The 19,107-nt window shown below is 69.3% G+C and carries 18 protein-coding genes; 13 read left to right on the top strand and 5 right to left on the bottom strand.

Features of this window, described 5'->3' with window-relative positions:
* The first annotated feature begins 185 nt into the window (after window positions 1-185).
* Both BO221_RS38310 and BO221_RS38305 read left to right on the top strand, forming a co-directional pair.
* The gene (locus tag BO221_RS38310) at window positions 186-1,436 is read left to right on the top strand and encodes a hypothetical protein (RefSeq protein ID WP_073565810.1); all 1,251 of its coding nucleotides are present in this window, start codon (window positions 186-188) and stop codon (window positions 1,434-1,436) included.
* Between the two features lie 153 nt (window positions 1,437-1,589).
* The gene (locus BO221_RS38305; protein WP_073565809.1) at window positions 1,590-2,009 is read left to right on the top strand and encodes a VOC family protein; all 420 of its coding nucleotides are present in this window, start codon (window positions 1,590-1,592) and stop codon (window positions 2,007-2,009) included.
* Between the two features lie 59 nt (window positions 2,010-2,068).
* Here the strand turns inward: BO221_RS38305 and BO221_RS38300 are convergent, their stop codons facing one another.
* Together BO221_RS38300 and BO221_RS38295 are read right to left on the bottom strand one after the other, a co-directional pair.
* Entirely contained in the window at window positions 2,069-4,669 is a 2,601-nt protein-coding gene (locus BO221_RS38300; RefSeq protein ID WP_233166444.1) for an RCC1 repeat-containing protein, read from the bottom strand.
* Between the two features lie 92 nt (window positions 4,670-4,761).
* The gene (locus BO221_RS38295) at window positions 4,762-5,703 is read right to left on the bottom strand and encodes an agmatinase family protein (protein WP_073565807.1); all 942 of its coding nucleotides are present in this window, start codon (window positions 5,701-5,703) and stop codon (window positions 4,762-4,764) included.
* A gap of 98 nt (window positions 5,704-5,801) precedes the next feature.
* Here BO221_RS38295 and BO221_RS38290 point away from each other — a divergent pair, with 98 nt between their 5' ends.
* The 3 genes from BO221_RS38290 to BO221_RS38280 are packed head-to-tail and all read left to right on the top strand — an operon-like array spanning window position 5,802 to window position 7,025.
* Entirely contained in the window at window positions 5,802-6,356 is a 555-nt protein-coding gene (locus BO221_RS38290; RefSeq protein ID WP_369865933.1) for a CAP domain-containing protein, read from the top strand.
* A gap of 40 nt (window positions 6,357-6,396) precedes the next feature.
* Window positions 6,397-6,741, top strand: coding sequence for a DUF4288 domain-containing protein (locus BO221_RS38285; RefSeq protein ID WP_143195924.1), 345 nt, complete (start codon window positions 6,397-6,399; stop codon window positions 6,739-6,741).
* A complete protein-coding gene (locus tag BO221_RS38280) occupies window positions 6,741-7,025 on the top strand; it encodes a hypothetical protein (RefSeq protein WP_073565806.1) in 285 nt (94 codons plus the stop codon). Before BO221_RS38285 ends, BO221_RS38280 begins: the two co-directional genes overlap by 1 nt.
* Window positions 7,026-7,037: 12 nt before the next feature.
* Here BO221_RS38280 and BO221_RS38275 read toward each other — a convergent pair whose 3' ends face one another.
* Both BO221_RS38275 and BO221_RS38270 read right to left on the bottom strand, forming a co-directional pair.
* Window positions 7,038-7,901, bottom strand: a complete 864-nt coding sequence (locus BO221_RS38275) for a dienelactone hydrolase family protein (RefSeq protein WP_233166443.1) — start codon at window positions 7,899-7,901, stop codon at window positions 7,038-7,040.
* Between the two features lie 192 nt (window positions 7,902-8,093).
* Window positions 8,094-8,870, bottom strand: a complete 777-nt coding sequence (locus tag BO221_RS38270) for an FKBP-type peptidyl-prolyl cis-trans isomerase (protein ID WP_073565804.1) — start codon at window positions 8,868-8,870, stop codon at window positions 8,094-8,096.
* Window positions 8,871-9,065: 195 nt separating this feature from the next.
* Between BO221_RS38270 and BO221_RS53055 the strand changes: the two genes are divergently transcribed.
* From BO221_RS53055 to BO221_RS38220, 8 genes are all read left to right on the top strand, one after another.
* Complete coding sequence (locus BO221_RS53055) at window positions 9,066-11,450, top strand: ATP-binding protein (RefSeq protein WP_083682040.1); 2,385 nt, start codon at window positions 9,066-9,068, stop codon at window positions 11,448-11,450.
* A gap of 171 nt (window positions 11,451-11,621) precedes the next feature.
* Window positions 11,622-12,851, top strand: coding sequence for an ATP-binding protein (locus BO221_RS38250; RefSeq protein WP_073565803.1), 1,230 nt, complete (start codon window positions 11,622-11,624; stop codon window positions 12,849-12,851).
* Entirely contained in the window at window positions 12,841-14,379 is a 1,539-nt protein-coding gene (locus BO221_RS38245; RefSeq protein ID WP_083682038.1) for an ATP-binding protein, read from the top strand. The genes BO221_RS38250 and BO221_RS38245 overlap by 11 nt, the downstream gene beginning before the upstream one ends.
* Before the next feature lie 24 nt (window positions 14,380-14,403).
* Window positions 14,404-14,874, top strand: a complete 471-nt coding sequence (locus BO221_RS38240; protein ID WP_073565801.1) for an SRPBCC domain-containing protein — start codon at window positions 14,404-14,406, stop codon at window positions 14,872-14,874.
* A gap of 216 nt (window positions 14,875-15,090) precedes the next feature.
* On the top strand, window positions 15,091-15,822 hold the full coding sequence (locus tag BO221_RS38235) for a hypothetical protein (protein ID WP_073565800.1): 732 nt from the start codon (window positions 15,091-15,093) through the stop codon (window positions 15,820-15,822).
* A 132-nt stretch (window positions 15,823-15,954) separates the two neighbouring features.
* On the top strand, window positions 15,955-16,467 hold the full coding sequence (locus tag BO221_RS38230) for a hypothetical protein (RefSeq protein ID WP_073565799.1): 513 nt from the start codon (window positions 15,955-15,957) through the stop codon (window positions 16,465-16,467).
* The gene (locus tag BO221_RS38225; RefSeq protein ID WP_073565798.1) at window positions 16,464-17,018 is read left to right on the top strand and encodes a hypothetical protein; all 555 of its coding nucleotides are present in this window, start codon (window positions 16,464-16,466) and stop codon (window positions 17,016-17,018) included. Before BO221_RS38230 ends, BO221_RS38225 begins: the two co-directional genes overlap by 4 nt.
* Window positions 17,019-17,169: 151 nt before the next feature.
* The gene (locus BO221_RS38220; RefSeq protein WP_073565797.1) at window positions 17,170-18,276 is read left to right on the top strand and encodes a hypothetical protein; all 1,107 of its coding nucleotides are present in this window, start codon (window positions 17,170-17,172) and stop codon (window positions 18,274-18,276) included.
* Window positions 18,277-18,288: 12 nt separating this feature from the next.
* Here the strand turns inward: BO221_RS38220 and BO221_RS38215 are convergent, their stop codons facing one another.
* Window positions 18,289-19,098 (bottom strand): GNAT family N-acetyltransferase, encoded by an 810-nt coding sequence (locus BO221_RS38215; RefSeq protein ID WP_158079986.1) that lies wholly within the window; start codon window positions 19,096-19,098, stop codon window positions 18,289-18,291.
* Window positions 19,099-19,107: the final 9 nt, after the last annotated feature.

The raw sequence follows: 19,107 nt of genomic DNA, 5'->3' as shown, positions 1-19,107 counted from the left end.
GGAAGTGGCTCGAAGCGAACGCGGAGTGTCAGGCAAACGGCCCGGGCTGAAGTGTCCATGCGCCGGAAGTGCGATGAATCACATCCCAGCCACTCCCAAGGCCGTCCCGCGGGCCAGCATGTCCGCGGCTCCTCGCGATGCTACCTTCGCCGCTTTCCTGAATCCCACGCCGGGAGTATCACCCCATGACCGAAGGTTCTTCGCGCGCTTCACGGCATGTGCTCGCCGCGCTCCTGCTGAGCACCGTGTTGTCCGCCGCGCCAGCACGAGCCGATGACGGCAACACTCCTCTGGAGGACAACCGCCACATCACCGGGTTCTATATCCAGATAGCCCCCACGTTCCAGGCGCTGCTGGATCCAGACTTCCAGCCCGGAGGCACGAGCAGTGTCCGCCCCAGCTGGTTCCTCTTCGCGCCCCACGCATCACAATCCGCGGGCAAGGGAATGCTCGGCGCCGCCCTGGCCCGACACCTCCTCGACGCAGCCCGGGGACGGCCCTCGTTCTCCGCTCCGGAGGCGCTCGGGCGGGCAGGCCTCACGGGTGTCCCGCACCTGTCCCTGGAGCAGCTCTCCCTGGAGCTCATGTTCCAGGGTCTGCCCACGGATGCGGCCGCCGCGCTCGCCGCGCTCACCACCGCGATGAACGCCGAGGCGCTCGCGGATCCCCGCACCCTCACCCGCACCGCCGCGCGTCTGGCCTTGCTCTACTGGAGCGCCCCGGCGTGGCACCCGCTCGACAAGGCGGAGTCCGTGGTGCTCACGCTGGAGCGCACGCTGCACGAGGGCAACGTCGCCATCTTCACGGACATCGGCGGCACGGCGGCCGCGTACCTGACGTGGCGCCAGTCCGCCGGAACGGTGACTCCGGAGCGCGTGCTCACGGAGTTCTCCCTGCCGGGCGCGAGTCCCGCCCAAGCCCGGCTCGCCTACGACTACGCGCTCGCCCATGCGTCCGACTCCCCGAGACCCCACGCCTTCGACGCGATCTTCCCGGGAATGAACAGCCAGAACCTGATGGTGGCGGGCCTCGCGCTCTACGAGAAGGCGCGGCTCACTCCCGGGCTCCAGGCGCGCGAGGCGTTCATCGCCATGGCCAACAACTACCTGGCGTGGCGCGAGCAGCACGACATCGTGCAGGCGGTCTTCACGCCGGCCCGGCCCCGTTGGGACGAGGTGTCACGCTCCGCGTTGATGCGGGCGATGACGCCGATGCTCGTGGTGCACTTCGGCCCGCTCGAGTGGACGTTGGCGGGTTACGCGTATGCCCGGCCAGACCGGGATGGCAATCCCCTCACCTCCCAGCCCACGGAGTACAACTGGGCGGTGTTCTGGGATCGCTGGCCGCCGATCCTCGACTCGTTCGAGCTGGGCTACAGCGACCCCGAGGCCCTCTGGGAGATGCCGGAGCCCCTCAAGGATCCCCTGGCCCACTGACCGTCCAGGAATGAGACAGCAGCGGACAGGCGCCCGCTCGAAATGCCGCCCGCAGACAGAAACGGCGGGCGGACCGATGATTTCCAGCCGGTCCCGCCGTCCATGGGTGGAAGCTCGCATCTGGAGCCATTTCCCCGGTCAAAAGGAGCCACCATGACGATCCAGGCAGCCACCCCCTACCTCATCCTCAACGGCAGGGCCGAGCAGGCGATTGCCTTCTACCAGCGTGCCCTCGGCGCGAAGGTCGAGGCGATGCAGCGCTTCGGAGACGTCGACCAGAGCTGTCCCACGGCGCTGAAGAACCGCGTCATGCACGCGCAACTGCGCGTGGGCGACGCGATCCTGATGTTGAGCGACAGCAACGAGGACACCCCACTGAAGGGCGGGAGCGTGAACATCGCCCTCCAGCTCGACGATGCCGATCAGGCCAGGCAGTGCTTCGACGCGCTGGCGGCGAAGGGCACCGTGGTCCAGCCGCTCATCGACGCCCCGTGGGGCGGGATGTTCGGCGCCCTGAGCGACGAGTTCGGCATCAACTGGATGTTCAACAGCGCCCGGGCCAAGAAGGCCTGAAAAACAACGGGCCCCGGATTCCGAAGAACCCGGGGCCCGGACCCTGGTGAGCGCGGAGCTCAGGGTTGGAGGATGGGCGGGTCGTACGGCCACGGCCACGGGTACGGGGGGTAGATGATGATGATGTTGGCGAGCCCCTGCACCTTCACGGGCGTGGAGCTGTTCGTCGTCGTGTCGTTCCCGAGCTGGCCGTAGTTGTTCTGGCCCCAGGCCCACACGGTGCCATCCTGCTTGCGCGACGCCGAGAAGTAGCCGCCCGCCTCGACCTGCGTGCTGCCCTCGTAGCCCGAGACCTGCGCGGGGGAGTAGCGGTGGGTCGTCGTCCCATCGCCCAGCCCGCCGTAGCCGTTGTAGCCCCAGGTCCAGACGCTGCCGTCCTGCTTCTGCGCCATCACGTGGTACCAGCCCGCCGCGAGGTCCGCGACGCCGCTGAGCCCCGTCACCTGCACGGGCGAGTAGCGGCTGGCCGTCGTCCCATCGCCCAGCCCGCCGAAGGCGTTGTAGCCCCAGCCCCACACGGTGCGGTTCTGCTTCAACACCAGCGTGGAGTAGCCACCCGAGGTGACGGCGAGGGCATCACCGATACCCGGCACCATCACGGGGTAATAACGGTTGGCCGTCGTCCCATCGCCGAGCTGGCCGTAATAGTTGTAGCCCCAGCCCCACACGGTGCCGTCCTGCCTCACCACGCTCGAGTGGTAGGTGCCGGCGGAGAGGCCGAGGACAGGGCCGAGAGCGAACACCTGCACCGGCGTGTTGCGGGCGACCGCGGTCCCGTCACCGAGCTGGCCGTAGGAGTTGTGACCCCAGCTCCACACGGTGCCATCCGTCTTCATCGCCAGGTTGTGATAGCCGCCCGCCTCGACGGCGAGGACGTCGGTGAGACCCACCACCTGCACGGGCGCGGTGCGGGAGATGTTCGTCCCGTCACCGAGCTGCCCCTCACTGTTGGAGCCCCAGGCCCACACGGTGCCGTCCTTCTTCAACGCCACCGAGTGGAAGGTCCCCGCGGAGACGGAGACGACGTTGCCGAGGCCAGACACCTGCACCGCCATATCCTGGTGGGTCGTCGTCCCGTCACCGAGCTGGCCGTAGGAGTTGTGACCCCAGGCCCGGACGGTGCCGTCGCGCTTCAGCGCGAGCGCGTGGTAGGCGCCCATGTCGATGTCGGTGATGGTGCTGGCCAGCGACTGCACGGGAGAGGAGCGGTGGGTCGTCGTCCCATCGCCGAGCTGGCCGTAGGAGTTGTAGCCCCAGGCCCGGACGGTGCCGTCCGTCCTGGTGACCAGCGTGGAGGTGCCGCCCGCGGAGAGCGTGGAGACGTTGGTGAGGTTGGACACCTGCACCGGAACGATGGCATTGCTGGTGGTCGCGTTACCGAGCTGGCCGTAGTAGTTGTAGCCCCACGTCTGCACGGTGCCGTCCGGCATCAGCGCCGCCGAGTGCCCATCTCCCGCGGAGAGGGTGGTGACGTTGCTGATCAGCGACTGCACCGGAATGTAACGGTGGGTGGTCGAGCCATCTCCCAACTGGCCGCTGCCATTGTTGCCCCAGGCCTGGACGGTGCCATCCTGCTTCATCGCCAGTGAATGGGTGTAGCCGGCGAAGACGCGGCTGATGCCGCTGACCGGCACCGGCACCGGGGAGAGGCGGTTGGTGGTCGAGCCGTCGCCGAGCTGGCCATAGCCGTTGTAGCCCCAGGCCCGGACGCTACCGTCCTGCCTCGCGGCCACCATGTGATAGCCGCCCACGGCGATGTCGGTGACGGAGCTGAGACCCGGCACCTGCCCCGGCGTGGGGCGATTGGTGGCCGTCCCGCTGCCGAGCTGGCCGTAGTAGTTGTAGCCCCAGGTCCAGACGGTGCCGTCCGCCTTCAGCGCCACCGTGTGATAGGTGCCCGCGCCGATGGCGACGACGTCGCTCAGGCCAGACACCCAGCGCGGCGAGAGGCTATAGGTGGCCGTCCCATCGCCGAGCTGGCCGTAGTAGTTGTAGCCCCAGGTCCAGACGGTGCCGTCCTCCTTCAGCGCCACCGTGTGATAGCCGCCCACGGCGAGGTCGACGACGTTGCCCAGCCCGGGCACGTTCACCGGCGAGTGACGCGGGGCGACCGTCCTGTCACCGAGCTGGCCGTAGTAGTTGTAACCCCACGTCTGCACGGTGCCGTCCGCCTTCAGCGCCGCCGTGTGATAGGTGCCCACGGCCGTCATGGGGCATACCTGCCGCACGTGCTTGTAGACCGACCTCACGTTGGAATGGCAGATGGCGCGGTTGCCCGCGCTGTCCAGGACCATGGGCCAGGCCTTCACCTCCAGCACATGCAGGCCACAGCTGATGCCTGACTGGCTCACGTGCCAGGTGTCCGAGGTGTTGGTGCGCTCCTCGGTGGTGATCAGCTTGCCATCGAGGCGGTACTCCAGCCGTACTCCGTTGGAGGAGGCGGAAACGGCCCAGCTTCCACCTCCAGCCAGCAGGTGCTCGTAGGAGCTGGCGCCAACCATGGTGAGGTCGGTGACGGACAGGTCCGCACAGAGCGCGTCCTGCACGGTGCCCAGGGGCTCCTCCCCTGACAACGGCGTTTCAGGTGGAGCACCACAGGCGGCCAGCAACAGTCCGCCCAATACGACGCGGAGCGACGAACGGAACAGATCTTGGAACATGTACTTCCCCCCTGTACGGCGAGGTGTAGAAGTACACTTATACACGAATTACCTGGAGAAACAAGCTTTCCATGGATAGCGGACCAACCCCCTCATCCCCGGGCAGAGAGGATCTCCAGCAAAAGGCGTGCGGTCAGTCTCGCGGTGCGCGCGTTCTCGTCGTGGGGCGGAGAGAGTTCCATGAGGTCTGCGCCGAGCAGCCGCGGTTCGGCCGAGACGGTGCGCACCACGTCGATCATCTCCCGCGAGGAGAGGCCGCCCACGCTCACCGCGCTGACGCCCGGGGCCACGGCGGCGTCCGCCGCGTCGATGTCCACGCTGAGGTAGAGCGCATCCGCGTCCTTCATGACGAGGGAGAGGGCCTCGCGGGTGACGGCCACGGCCCCGCGCTCGGCGATGTCCTCCACGGTGTAGAGGTGGATGCCCTGCTCGCGGGCCCACGAGAGGTAGTAGCGGGAGTTGGCGAGGTAGCGGATGCCCAGCATCGCGGTGCGCGAGCCGGAGAGGATGGGCGTCTCCAGGGCGCGGCGGAAGGGCGTGCCACTGGAGAGCGAGGACTCGTGGTCGTACTCGCGCACGTCCAGGTGGGCATCGATCGTCACGAGCGCCAGGCGCAGCGAGGGACGCGCGGCGGCGAGCCCGCGAATCAGCGAGCCGGTGAGGCCGTGGTCTCCACCGATGAAGATGGGACGCGCGCCCGCGGCGAAGAGGTTGCGGGAGGCCTCCTCGATGCGGGCGTGGGTCCTGGCCCCGTTCATGGAGGCGAGCGTGAGGTCTCCCATGTCCACCACCTCGCCGAGCTCGCGCTGGCCGTCGAAGGTGCCATAGGCGCCGAGGGCCTCGCGCAGGGCCTTGGGGCCGAAGCGGGCACCGGGCCGGGAGGGAATGCCGCCGTCATAGGGCAGGCCGAGCAGGACGGGCCGGTCCTGGAGTGGCGTGCCGGGCGTGAAGGAGCGCAGGAGGGCGGAAGCGCGGGGGTCGCGGGAATCGGCGGCCGGGCGCAGGCCAGCGAGCGGGTCGTGCGGAGTATCCAAGGTCGGCTCCGTGTAGGGTGGGGGTGTCTCGGTCCTCGGGCCGCATCCTTGCCATGAATCGAGCCCACATCGAAGTGTCGCAACGGAAAGGAGCCCCCATGAAGCCCTCGACGTTCCGCCTGCTCGCCCTCTCGCTGAGCCTCCTGACGATGGGCGCGGTCGCGAAAACCAAGGCGGCGCCCGGCGCCAGCTCGTCCCTGGCGGCCGAGATGCTGGCCGCGCACAACCAGGCCCGCTCGAAGGCGACGCCCACGCCAGCGCCGGCACTGCCCCCACTCACCTGGTCCCCGGAAGCGGCGAAGGTGGCGCAGGCGTATGCCAATCAGTGCAAGTTCGAGCACAACCGGAGCCGGGACAAGAAGTTCGGGGAGAACCTCGCCGCCGCGGCGCCCCCAGGCTCGAAGACGAACGCGCAGGTGGTGGAGGACTGGATGTCCGAGGTGGCCGACTACTCGTACGCGACGAACAAGTGCGCGCCGGGCAAGGTGTGCGGCCACTACACGCAGGTGGTGTGGCGCAAAACGACGCACGTGGGCTGCGCGACGGCCATCTGCACGAAGAACTCACCGTTCGGCGCGCAGTTCCCCACGTGGCAGCTCTGGGTGTGCAACTACACGCCACCGGGCAACTTCGTGGGCCAGAAGCCATACTGAGCCCATACGGTTCGATTGACCCCGCTCCCACGGAGAGACCATGCCCGAGGAACAATCCAAGCAGCTCTACGTCGCCGTCCTGCTCTACGAGTCCACGTCCGAATCGGGCGGCAAGAAGCCCCTGTACGAGGAATCGTTCGTCCTGCTCCAAGCGACGAGTGAAGAGGAGGCCCGCGCCCGGGCGGCGGAGCACGCGCGCCAGCAGGAGACCCGGTTCGAGAACGCGGAAGGGGAGCGCATCCACTACTCCCTCAAACACGTGGTCGATGTCAGCCCCGTCCTGGACGACGACTTGAAGGACGGCGCGGAACTCTACGCGCGCCACTTCAGGGACTACGGCGCGTACCATGCCTTCGAACCGTTCCTGGGAGGCTCGGTCGACTGATGAGAACACTCCTCTCCTTCATCGTAGCGGCCGTGGCGTTCTGCATCACTCCGGCCGGGCAGGACCTGGACTTCATCCCGTCCGCCTACGCCGCCAACTGTGTCGCCAAGGAAAACCTCAAGGAGAAGGCATTCTCCTTCATCAGCAGATGCCGCAAGGGCAGCATCCAGCGGGAGTTCCCGGGCGAGCTGAAGGAGGAGTCGCTCGGCATCATCAAGAACGGCTCCTCCGCCATCCACAAGAAGGCGTGGAAGCTGCTCAACGACAACCGCTTCGCCAAGTAGCTCCGAGCCACCTCACTGCTTCAGGTTATCGGCCAGGAAGCCCTTCACCTGCTCCCATGCGGCCTCCGCGGCCTCGGCGTTGTAACGCCCCGGCGCCGACGGGTTCGCGAAGGCATGCGGCGCGTCGTACTTCAGGATGCGGTGCGCCACTCCCGCGTCCGACAGCGCCTCGTCGAACTCCTCCACCACGTCGTTCGGAATCGACTCGTCCTTCGACCCGAAGACGCCCAGCACCGGCGCCTTGATGCTCTTCAGCTCGTCCACGTTCAGCACCGGCCGCCCGTAGTACATCACCACCGCGTTCAGCTCCGGAATCGTCATGCCCGCGCGCAGCGACCACGCGCCACCGAAGCACCAGCCCACCACTCCCGTGCGCGTCGACTGCACCCGCGAGGACGTCATCAGATACTGGTGCGCCGTCTTGAGAATCGCCTGCGAGCGCGCTGGATCCACCGTCTTCATGGCCGCCATCGCCTCCTCGGGCGTGGCCGCCACCTTGCCGCCGTACAGGTCCACCGCCAGCGCCGCGTAACCCTGCGCCGCCAGCCGATCCGCCCAGTGCATGATGTGCTCGTTCAGCCCCCACCACTCGTGGATGACCAGCACCCCCGGCACCGGCTTCCGCGCGTTCTCCGGCAGGCTCAGGTAGGCCCTCGCCCCGGCAATCTCCAACATCTGCCCCTTGCGCGGCGGCGCCGCCTCCGCCTTCAGCTCGTGCAGCGCCTGGAACTCCTTCTCCGTCAGGCCGCCCAGCTCCTCGCGCCGCGCTTCCGAGCTTCCCTTCTCGCCCCCCTTCTCCGCTCCCTGCTTCGCCGCACAGCCACTCAACGACAGCCACACCACTGCCGCACACCCCAGCATCGTCCGCAGGTTCATCCGCATCCCCTCCTCCGGGCCGCTCTCGTTCGCCAGGCCCTGGAGCGCTCTCCGGCGTAACGCGCCCCCACGGCCCACGCCAAGCGCTCCGTGGAGCCGCTCGCGGCCGGGTGCAAGAAAGACGACGGGCCATCGGTGCCCCCCGCAGGGAGGCGGCCCGATGGCCCGCGAGAACCACTTAGCCCTGGAGGACTACTTCCTGGCCGGCTGGCCACCCGGAGCCGCCGGCTGACCCGGCGCCGTGGGCTGGCCCGGCATCGCCGGCATCGACGGGGGCGGCTCGTTCTTCTGCACGTCGAGCAGCTCCACCTCGAACACCAGCGCCGAGCCACCGGGGATGCCCGGCGTGCCACGGTCGCCGTAGGCCAGGTCGGACGGGCACACCAGCTTGGCCTTGCCGCCCACCTTCATCTTGCCCACGCCCTCGGTCCAGCACTTGATGACGCCGTTGAGCGGGAACTGCGCCGGCTCGTTGCGCTTGTACGAGCTGTCGAACTCCTTGCCGTCCGGCAGGGTGCCCCGGTAGTTCACCTTCACGATGTCGGTCGGACCCGGCTGCGCCCCGGTGCCCTCCGTCTGCGACTTGTAGATGAGGCCGGACTCGGTGCGCACCGCGCCCTCCTCCTTGGCCGCCTGCTCCAGGAAGCCCTTGGCCTTCTCCTTCTCCTTCTCCGCGCGGGCGGTGGAGCGGGTGCGCGCCAGCTCCGGCAGCTTCGGCCCGAAGGTCTGGATGTCCACCGCCGGCTCCTTGTTCGTCACCGACGCCGTCAGGCCCGCCTTCACGAACTCCAGCTCCTCGGGCGTCATGTCGAAGACCTGGATCTGCCGGCCCAGCGTGAGGCCGAGCGCGTAGAACGTCTTCTGATCATCCGTCTGCGGAGTCGCCGCGGCACCACCGCCGCCGCCACCGCTCTGCTGCTGACAACCCGCCACGGCGATCATCAACGCCACCACCAGAAACTTCCTCATGTGTCCTTCCTTTCCAACCAGGGCGGCGACCGCCACCCATGCCGGCGCCCTTATACAAGAAGAAAGCGGCGGTCCGGCGGGGGAGCGGAACGTTCTTATCTTTTTCCGGTGGATCGGGACCCGGAGGGGCGGAATGTCCCGCCTCGTCCCCGAGTGGGTGGCCCGGGCAGGCCGGCCATCCGGAGGCACTCGGTCATGGACATCGACGTGCGGCGCGTCCTGGACTCCCTGGGAGACCCCCTGCTCGCCCTGGATCGCTCGGCGCGCATCGTCCATGCCAACGCGGGGCTGAAGGAATTGCTGGGCTGGTCCCGGCTGGAGTTGCTGGGCCGGCCCATCACCACCGTGTTTCCCGGAGGGCTGCCCGGGTGGCCCCGGGAAGAGCCAGCCCCCCGTCCCATGTCCGCCCCTCCCCAGCGGGTGGGGGCCCTGGCACGGGATGGACGTCTCCGGGAGGTGGAGGCGCGGCTGTCCCCCTGGCCCGGGGGAGAGAACGAGGGGCTGCTCATCGTCTCCCTGCGCTCGCTGGACGCCCAGGTGGAGCTCGAGCGGCAGCTGCGGCTGAGCCAGCGGGTGCAGGTGCTGGAGGCAGCGCTGACGCAGGTGTTCTCGTCCGCCTCGGACGAGGAGGAGGCCGCCTACGCCATCCTGCGCGCCTGTGGGGAGCTGGAGGGCTGGACACTGGGCACGTACTGGCGGCTGGAGCGGGGGGACTCCGTGCTGGTGCTGGCGCCCGTCACCCTCTGGACGGCGGACGAGAGCCTGGGCGGCTTCGTGCATGACACGCTGCAACGCACCTTCGCGCTCCCCGAGAGGCCACCGGGCCAGCGGGAAATCGTCTGGAGCCAGGACGTGGCACGGGACGTGCGTTTCCCGCGCGGGGACGCGTCGGCCCAGACGGGGCTGCACGGAGGGCTGCTCGTCCCGGTGCCGGGTGGCGACCGGGTGCATGGCATGTTGGAGCTGCTCAGCCGCGCCCCCCGGGAAGACCGGGAGGCGGACGAAACCCTGGGCAACGGGGTGGGCCTCTACTTCGGCCGCATCCTGGACCGGATTCAGCAACTGGACCTGGAGCACACGCGCGCCGAGGCCCCGCGCTCGCTGTGGGACTCGGACCTGCTGGGGCTCTTCACCAGCGATGCCCAGGGCCGGGTCCTGGACGCCAACCCCACCCTGCTGCGGATGCTGGGCTACTCCCGGCGGGACGTGCGCGAGGAGCGCCTCACCTGGTCCACCCTGACGCCCCCCCGCGAGCGCGCCCTGACGGAGAGCGCCCTGCGGCGGCTGCGCACCGACGGCAGCTTCCACTCCTTCGAGGGCACGCTGTTGCGGAAGAACGGCGGCGGCCTGCCGGTGCTGCTGGGCTCCACGGGCCTGGGCGAGGGGCGGGTGGTGACGTTCGCGCTGGACCTGTCGGACTGGAAGCCGGCGGAGGCCTCCGCCGAGCAGGAGGTGGATGCCCGGCTCCACGCGCTCATCGCCCACGCGCCCGTGGTGCTCTTCTCCCTGGACCGGGACGGCGTGGTCACCCTCTCCGAGGGCCACGGCCTGGTGAGGATGGGCTTCAAGCCCGGCCAGGTGGTGGGCATGTCCGTGTTCGACATCTACCGTGCCGAGCCCTCCGTGCTCACCCATGTGCGGCGGGCACTCGCCGGGGAGGAATTCCTCTCGGTGGAGGCACTGAGCAGCGGGTTGCTGTACGAGACGCACTGGGTGCCGCTGCGCGACCCCGAGGGGCGGCTGGCGGGCACGCTCGGGCTGGCGGTGGACGTCACCCGGCGGGAGTACGAGGCACGCTGGAGGGCCCGGCTCTTCTCCGAGGCCCAGGAGGCCCGCGCGGAGGCGGAGCGGATGGTGCGGCTGCGCGACGAGTTCCTCAGCGTCGCCTCGCACGAGCTGAAGACGCCCCTCACCTCGCTGAGCCTGCAGCTGCACACGCTGCTGAAGCGGGCGCGCTCCCGGCCCGGGGACGCCGAGCTGGCGCAGCGGCTGGAGAAGGCGCAGCGGCAGCTCTACAAGCTGTCGCGGATGATGGACGAGCTGCTGGACGTGTCCCGTCTGGCGGAGGGGCGGCTGCGGCTGGAGCTGTGCGACGTGGACCTGGAGCAGCTGGTGCGCGAGGTGATGGAGCGCTTCCAGGAGGAGGCCTGGCGCACGGGCTCGCGCCTGGAGCTGCGGGCCGAGGGGCCGGTGGTGGGCCGCTGGGACCGGACGAAACTGGAGCAGGTGGTGACCAACCTGATGACCAACGCACTGAAGTACGGGGCAGGAGCACCGGTGGAGGTGCGGGTGCACTCCAGCGGGGCCCTCGCGCTGCTGGAGGTGACGGACCACGGCATCGGCATCGCGCCGGAGAACCTGGAGCGCATCTTCGGCAAGTTCGAGCGCGCCGTGTCGGTACGCCAGTACGGTGGGTTTGGACTGGGGCTGTACATCGTCCGGCAGCTCGTCGAGGCGATGGGAGGAGGCGTGAACGTGGAGAGCACCCCGGGCGCGGGCGCCACCTTCCACCTCGTGCTGCCGCTGGCCGGTCCCGAGAGCGGCCTGGGACCACCGCCTCCCCAGGCGGGTCTCCATTGACGGCGCTCGGCTGCTCGGTGCCCAAACGACTGGACGGCGGTCCAGTCCGCGGGCGGAAGAAGGCCGTATATTTTCCAGCGTTCGCGGGCACACGTGGTGCGTTACATCTCTCGATGCTGTCTCACGCCCCGTTCGTGATACGGCGGCATACCCGGGATTCTGGGAGGAGCCGTGCAAGCAGGGGACGCGCCGCGCACCAGCATCTTGCTAGTGGATGATCAACCCGCCGACCTGGTGGCCCTGGAGCGCCACCTGGCGCCCTTCGCGCTGCACCTGGTGAAGGCCTGCTCGGGAGAGGAGGCCCTGCACTGCCTGGAGGACGAGGACTTCGCGCTCGTGCTCATGGACGTGCGGATGCCGGGGTTGGATGGCTTCGAGACGGCGCGGCTGCTGCGCGAGAACGAGGTGCGTCCGGTGCCCCTCATCTTCCTCACGGGGGCGCCGACGGAGGAGCACTCGCTGGCGTACGAGAGCGGGGCGGTGGACTGGCTGCGCAAGCCGGTGGAGCCGGAGATTCTGCGGGCCAAGGTGCGCGTCTTCGTGGAGTTGCACCGCGAGCGAGAGGAGCTGCGGCGCCAGCAGATGCAGCTGCGGGAGCGGGAGCGGGAGGTGCTGGAGGCGCGGCGCCTGCGGGCCGAGGCGGAGCGCGAGCGGCTGGTGGTGGAGCTGCGCGAGGCGGTGCGGTTGCGCGAAGAGTTCCTCTCCGTGGCCAGCCATGAGCTGAAGACGCCGCTGACGCCGCTGGCGCTGCGTCTGCAGTTGATGAAGCACGGGCTGGGGCAGGAGCCGCCGGACGTGGAGCGGTTGCGCGGGCATGTGGAGGTGGCGAACGGGCAGGTGCGGCGGATGGCGTCGCTGGTGGACAGCCTGCTGGACGCCACGCGCATCACCAGCGGCCGGCTCGCCCTGCGCCGCGAGCGGGACGTCAACCTGGCGGCCATCGTGCGCGACGTGGCGGCCGGCTTCGAGACGCAAGCGGTGCGCGCGGAATGCGCCATGGAGATAGAGACCCCCGCCCGGCTGCTGGGCCAGTGGGACGTGTTGCGGCTGGAGCAGGTGGTGGCCAACCTGTTGTCCAACGCGCTCAAGTTCGGCGCCGGCGGACCCGTGCAGGTGCGGCTGGAGGAGCACGCGGGGTGGGCCCGGCTGACGGTGCGCGACGAGGGCATCGGCATGGACGAGGAGGTGCGCGCGCGCATCTTCGGCCGCTTCGAGCGAGGCGTGTCGGAGCGGCACTACGGAGGACTGGGCCTGGGCCTCTTCATCACCCATGAGGTGCTGAAGGCCCTGGGCGGGCGCATCCACGTGGAGAGCGCTCCGGGGCGGGGCTCCACCTTCACCGTCGAGCTGCCGTGCTCGTGTCCCGAGGAGGCTGGCGGAGGTCCCCGCCATGATGCCTGAGTCCCAGGGGGCACGCGGCCCCCAGCGGGTGCTCGTGGTGGACGACAGCCCGTCCGACCGGCTCATGGCCGTGCGCGCCCTCACCCGGGCCTTCCACGGACTCCAAATAGAGGAGGTGGGGGAAGCGGAGCAGTGGCTCCAGGTGCTCGAGCAGCCCCGGTTCGACGCCGTCATCGTCGACTACCAGCTGCACTGGGCCACGGGGCTGGAGTTGCTGCACACCCTCCAGCAGCGCTGGCCGGGCGTCCCCGTCATCATGCTCACCGGCACGGCCGAGGAGCGGCAGGCGCTGGAGGCCGTCCAGGAGGGGCTGGATGAGTACCTGCCCAAGACGCCGGAGTCGTACGCCCACCTGCCGCGCACGGTGCGCTTCGCCCTGGAGCGGGCCCGCCAGCGCCAGGCGTTGCGCGAGTCGAGCGAGACGCTGCGCCTCGTCATCGAGGGAGTCTATGGGCACGCCATCTACCTGGTGGACCCCCAGCGGCGCATCATCAGTTGGAACGCGGGCGCGCAGGCCATCACCGGCTACAGCGAGGTGGAGGTGATGGGACAGCCCATCTCCTCCCTGCTGATACCCGAGGAGCTGCGGGGCGAGCAGCTCGAGCGGATAGTGGAGGAGGTGGAGCAGCGGGGCGCGTACACGGGCGAGGGCTGGCGGCTGCACAAGGATGGAAGCCGCTTCTGGGCGGACATCACCGTGAGCGCCCTGCGCGAGGAGGGAGGCGGGCTGCGCGGCTACGCCGTGGTGATGCGCGACGCCACGGAGCGCAAGCGGGCGGAGGAGGAGCGCAAGCGGGCCAACGAGTTCCGCGAGCGCCTGCTGGGCATCGTCAGCCACGACCTGCGCAGCCCCCTGCAGGCCATCTCGCTGCAGTCGCAGTTGCTGTCGCGCCGGGTGCATCTGGAGGTGGTGCAGACGGCCACGGCGCGCATCCTCCAGGGCGCCGAGCGCATGACGCGGATGATCGCCGATCTGCTGGACTTCACCCGGGGGAGGCTGGGGGGCGGCATCCCGGTGGAGCGCGAGCCGGGGGACCTCTTCACCTTCACCTACGAGGTGCTGGAGGAGCTGCGGATGACCACGCTGCAGACCCGCATCTCCACCCAGGCCACGGGGGATGGGCGGGGTGACTGGGACAAGGATCGGCTCACGCAGGTGGTGCAGAACCTGGTGTCCAATGCCTTGAAGCATGGGGAGAAGGGCAAGCCCCTGCGGGTGACGATGGAGGGAGAGGGGGAGCTGGTGGTGCTGTGCATCCAGAATCAAGGCACGCCCATTCCACCGGAGCTGTTGCCGCACCTGTTCGATCCCTTCCGGCGAGGCCGGGGAGAGGGCGCCAACGACGCGCTGACGGGAGGGCTGGGGCTGGGCCTCTACATCGTGCAGGAGATCGTCCAAGCGCACGATGGGAGCATCACGGTGACGTCGGATGCGCGGAGTGGAACGACGTTCACGCTGCGACTGCCGCGCCATGCACTGACGCCGAGAGAGCCGGCGGGTGAGCACCCCGGCCTCGAGGGGTGGTAGACCGCGAGTCCAGGAGGGAGAGACATGACGCAGGCCTCGATCGGAATGGGAGTGGCGCGGGTGGAGGTGGAGGTGACGATCTCCGCGCCGCGGGAGCGGGTGTGGAGGGCGCTGGTGGAGGAGGCGGGCCAGTGGTGGCCGAAGGACTTCTACGTGGGCCGGGAGCCGAAGGGCTTCGTCATCGAGGCGCGCCCGGGAGGGAGGGTGTTCGAGGACTGGGGCGGGGATGCGGGGGCGCTCTGGTACACGGTGCTGGTGGTGGAGCCACCGGCGGTGTTGGAGATGGCGGGGCACCTGACGCCGGCGTTCGGCGGGCCGGCGACGACGACGGTGCGGCTGACGCTGAAGGAGCAGGGAGGGGAAACGGTGGTACGGGTGGAGGACGCGGTGTTCGGGCGGGTGGACGAGAACACGAGCCCGAGGCTGCGAGAGGGCTGGCGCACGCTGATGGGGAGCGGGGGCCTGAAGGGCCACGTGGAAAAGAAGGCGCCGTAGAAGCCGGGGAGACCCCTCCCCCACTCGAGCCCAATCACCCCTCGCCCTCCGGGAGAGGGAAAGGGTGAGGGTGCCACGGGCCCTGGGTTGAACCCGTGCACCACCCGGAAGCCTGCCCGTCCGCTGTGCCACCAGGCCACCAGCGTGTCCTCTGGTCGCATGGCGAAGCCCGAGTCACGTGCCCACCCTGCCCCGAGAGGAGCGAGGGGGGGGACGATGAAGGCACGAGAAACAATCAGCGCACTGCTCCTGCTAGCGGGGCTCCTCACGGGAGCCCAGGCCCGAGCCGAAGACCCACAGGGCAAACACGGCTGGGACATCACGGTGGAGGCGAACACGGACTTCCCGCTGTCGGTTGGCGGGAGGCTGGGGGTGGAGTCGCCGTGGCGGCTGAGGCTGTCGACCTCGCTGGGTTACATGCCGGCGGCGTACGTGGGGCTGGTGAACGACGTGGGGGTGGGGCTGGACGCGTACGGCCGTAACGAGGCGGACCTCATCGAGAGCTCGCTGAAGAACTCGCTGGTGTGGAGGACGCACGTGGGCTGGAGGCCCTTCGCGCGAGCGGGCCTGTACGTGGAGGCAGGCTATGGACTGGTGGCGCTCGGCGGCGAGGTGAGTGCCGAGGACGTGCTGGCGTCGCTGCTCGGCATCGAGCCACCTGGGGACGCGGAGGCGCTGACGCGCGAGTACCGGGTGCGCTCGGTGTTGCACATGCTGGACGTGGAGGTGGGCTGGCGCTGGGGGCTGGGCGCGGGGTGGACGGCGCGCACGGCGCTGGGAGCGGCCTTCACGCTGGACTCCAACACCCGGGTGGAGCCGCAATTCCAGCCGAGCCAGCCGTTGCTCGTCACCGCCTTCTCGCGCCTGGCGGAGGGCCAGCTGGACAGGACGTTCGAGCGCTACGTGCACCTGCCGGTGCTCTCCTTCTCCATCGGCTACGCCTTCTGAGGTGACGGCGGAGGGCGGGTGAGGCAGAATCACCTGTGACGTCAGCCGACGTGTCGGGTTACAAGTTGACACCCGACATTCCTTTGTGGTCAAATCATGAATAATCGTATTTGACCTCAATGGAGGTGGAGTGTGCGTACCTGGAAGGCCCTGCTCGCCACATGGGCGTTGCTGAGTGCCACCGGGTGCGGTCATGGGGAGGCGGTACGGAGGGAGGAGCCCGAAGCCGGGCTGAGGGTGGAGTGTGCCCGGGGCGACGAGGGAGCGTGCGGAGCGGAGGAGTCCCGGGAGGAGACGCGGAGCAAGGGAGGGACGGTCTCCGCGCGCATCTGGGCGCTCATCGCGCAGGGGCAGTTCGCGGAGGCGCAGGTGCTGATCGCCGAGTCCGCGGCGGCGGGGCTCATCACCCAGCAGACGGCGGCGCGGATGGGAGAGCGCATCACGCTGCTCACCACGCGGCTGGGACAGGTGCCGGCGACGTTGCAGCGGGTGAAGGACTTCCCCTCTCAGTTGCGCGACCACTCCCTCTTCCAGATCAAACAGATGCTGGAGAGCAAGGACTTCACCCTGGCGACGCAGGCGCAACTGAAGCTGGCCGAGAAGCTCCTCGAGCAGCAGGAGCGGTTGATGGAGAAGGTGCAATGACGAAGACGCCCTTGCATCCCACGGTCGAGGAGCTGCTCGAGAAGCTGCGCGAGGCCCGGGAGGGCCGGGGTGTGGAGCCGCTCCGGCTGGAGCAGGTGAGGCGTTATCGCGAGCTCGTGGCGGAGAACCCCACGTTCACCCCGGCGCTGTTGGAGTTGGGACGGCTGCTGCAGCTGACGGACGAGCCCGGAGTGGAGACCGAGAAAGCCTTCGTGGAGATCCAGCGGTTGCTGGAGCAGGCCGTCGAGGTCTCGGGACGAGCGGCAGCGCCGGTGGTGGAGCTGGGCTACTTCCTGGACACCATCCGAAACTCTTCCGAGAAGGCCACGCCGCTGTACGAGGAAGGAGCGAGGAAGGCGCTGGAGACGCTGGAGGACGCGTGGGCGGGACTGCTGCGCGCCTGGGTGCACGAGCGGACGAAGGAGTCACTGAAGAAGGCGCTGGAGCTGAGCGAGCTGGCGGAGAAGGTCTTCCCGGACTCGGGCCGCATCCAGGGAGTGGTGCACGACGCGCGAAACACGGCCATCCACGATGGCCTGCTGAAGCCCTGAACTCCCTCTCCCCCCGGGAGAGGGCTGGGGTGAGGGTATCCGGCTCCAGGGTTGCACCCATGGGGCCCCGGCCCGCTCCCCGAGCAACCGAGGCCCACGGAGCGCCCATGTCCCCACCGTGGGCCCGGCTCGCGTACGCTGAACACCGCCCATGAGCCTGCTGCGCCGAGCGAAGCGAGAAGACAATCCCGAGTTGTTGGAGCTGTTCGGAGCGGTGCCGATGCAGGGCGAGCTGGTGCTGGCGACGCAGCGGGCGCCGGACTTCTTCCGGCTCTACGACATGCAGCGGGGGGACACGGAGCTCTGGGTCAACGAAGTCGAGGACGGGCTGGACGGGATGGGAGCCATCCTCGTGCGGGACGGCTGGCTGGAAGGCAGACCGTGCCGGGTGGGCTACCTGGGAGACCTGCGCACGCGCTTCTCGGCGAGGCGGAGCCGGGGCCTGGCGCGTTTCTACGGCCCGGTGCTGGAGGAGACGGCGAAGCGGCTGGGCGTGGAGGCGTTCCTCACGTCGGTGATGGCGAGCAACGCCGCCGCACTCCAAGCACTGGTGAAGCGCAAGAAGCGCCGCGAGGCCCAGCCGCACTACGCACTCCTGCGCCGCTTCTCGGCGGTATCGGTGCACTTCACCCGCCGCCGGGAACCCAAGCAGAACCGCTACCACGTGCGGCGAGCCACCCCCGAGGACGTGCCGGCGATGGAGGCACTGCTGGACGAGGACCACCGCACGCGGCCCTTCGGCTACCGGTACGACCAGGGAGAACTGCGGCACCGGCTGGAGCGCTGGCCGGGAATGAGCGTGGAAGGCAGCTACGTGGCCTTCGACGGGAGCGGGAAGCTGGTGGGGTGCACGTCGGCGTGGGACCCCGAGGCGGTGAAGCGCTACCGGGTGATGGCGTACCGGGGCTCGATGCGGTGGGTGAAGTGGGGCTACGACGCGATGGCCACGGTGCTGCGCGCGCCGAGGCTGCCCGAGCCCGGCAACGACTTCCGCTACTTCTACCTGTGCAACACGAGCGTATTGGGAGAGGACCCGGCCATCCTGCGCGCGCTGGTGGAGCGGGTGTACGCGGACCACCATGGCCGGGGCTACCACTTCTTCTCGCTGTACCTGGGCGAGGACGATCCGCTCGCCCCCGCGCTGGCGGGCTTCTTCCAGCGCAAGCTGGACTTCCATCTCTACGCGGTGACGCCGGCCAGCATGGCGCGAGAGCACTTCCCCACGGGACGCACCGGCTTCGAGATGGCGCTGGCCTGAAGCGCTGTCCGCTCAGTACGACGAAAAGGGAGGCCGCACCATGACGAGCTTCGGGTACGCGCAGCGGAACCCCGACTTCTCGTAGTTGCGTTGCGAGGCCGTGGCCGGCTCGGTGGAGGCGGTCACCAGATCCGCACCGTGCTCGGCGGCCCAGGCCATGCGCGCCTGGATGAGCGCGAGCTGCAGGCCCTTGCCCCGGTACAGCGGCACCACGCCGTCCGCGGACAGCAGCGCCACGCCGTCCGTCACGGACACCACGCCCACGCCACGGGGCTCGCCATTCTGGAGCGCCAGGAAGCAGGTATTGCCCTGCGTGCGGACGATGCCCACCCCACCGGACAGCTCCAGCTCGGACGCGGCGGGCCGGCCCAGGTAGGCGAGGAAGAAGAGCTCGGCCCAGCGCAGCTCCTCGCCCGGACGCACCGGCCGCACCTCGATCCCCGGCACGGGCGGCGGCACGGGCGTGGGCTGCCGGTACCAGACCTGGAGGAAGCGCTCCACGCGGTAGCCACGCGCCCCCAGCTTCCCGGAGAGCGAGGGCTCACAGAAGGGATTGAGCTCGATGCGGACGGCGCCCCCGCCCTGCCCCAGCAAGTCCTCGATGCGATCGAGGTCCGACAACCCCACCATCCCATCGAGCCCCACGCCGATGGCCGCGGAGAAGGACGAACGGGGCCCGAGGAACAAGGCGCGCCCTCCCGCGACACGCAGCGCGGGGACGCCCTGCCGCGAGGAGATGGGGGTGCGATCAATCTGCTCCGCCTGGGCGTTCTCGATGCGCCGCGCGAGCATGCGAGGGTCTTGCACTGGATGAGCTGGCATGGAGTCTCC

This window comes from Archangium sp. Cb G35 (assembly GCF_001896145.1).
Taxonomy (GTDB): Bacteria; Myxococcota; Myxococcia; order Myxococcales; family Myxococcaceae; genus Archangium; species Archangium violaceum.
The sequence above is the reverse complement of the archived record's forward strand: the minus strand, read 5'-3'. Positions and strand labels throughout refer to the sequence as shown.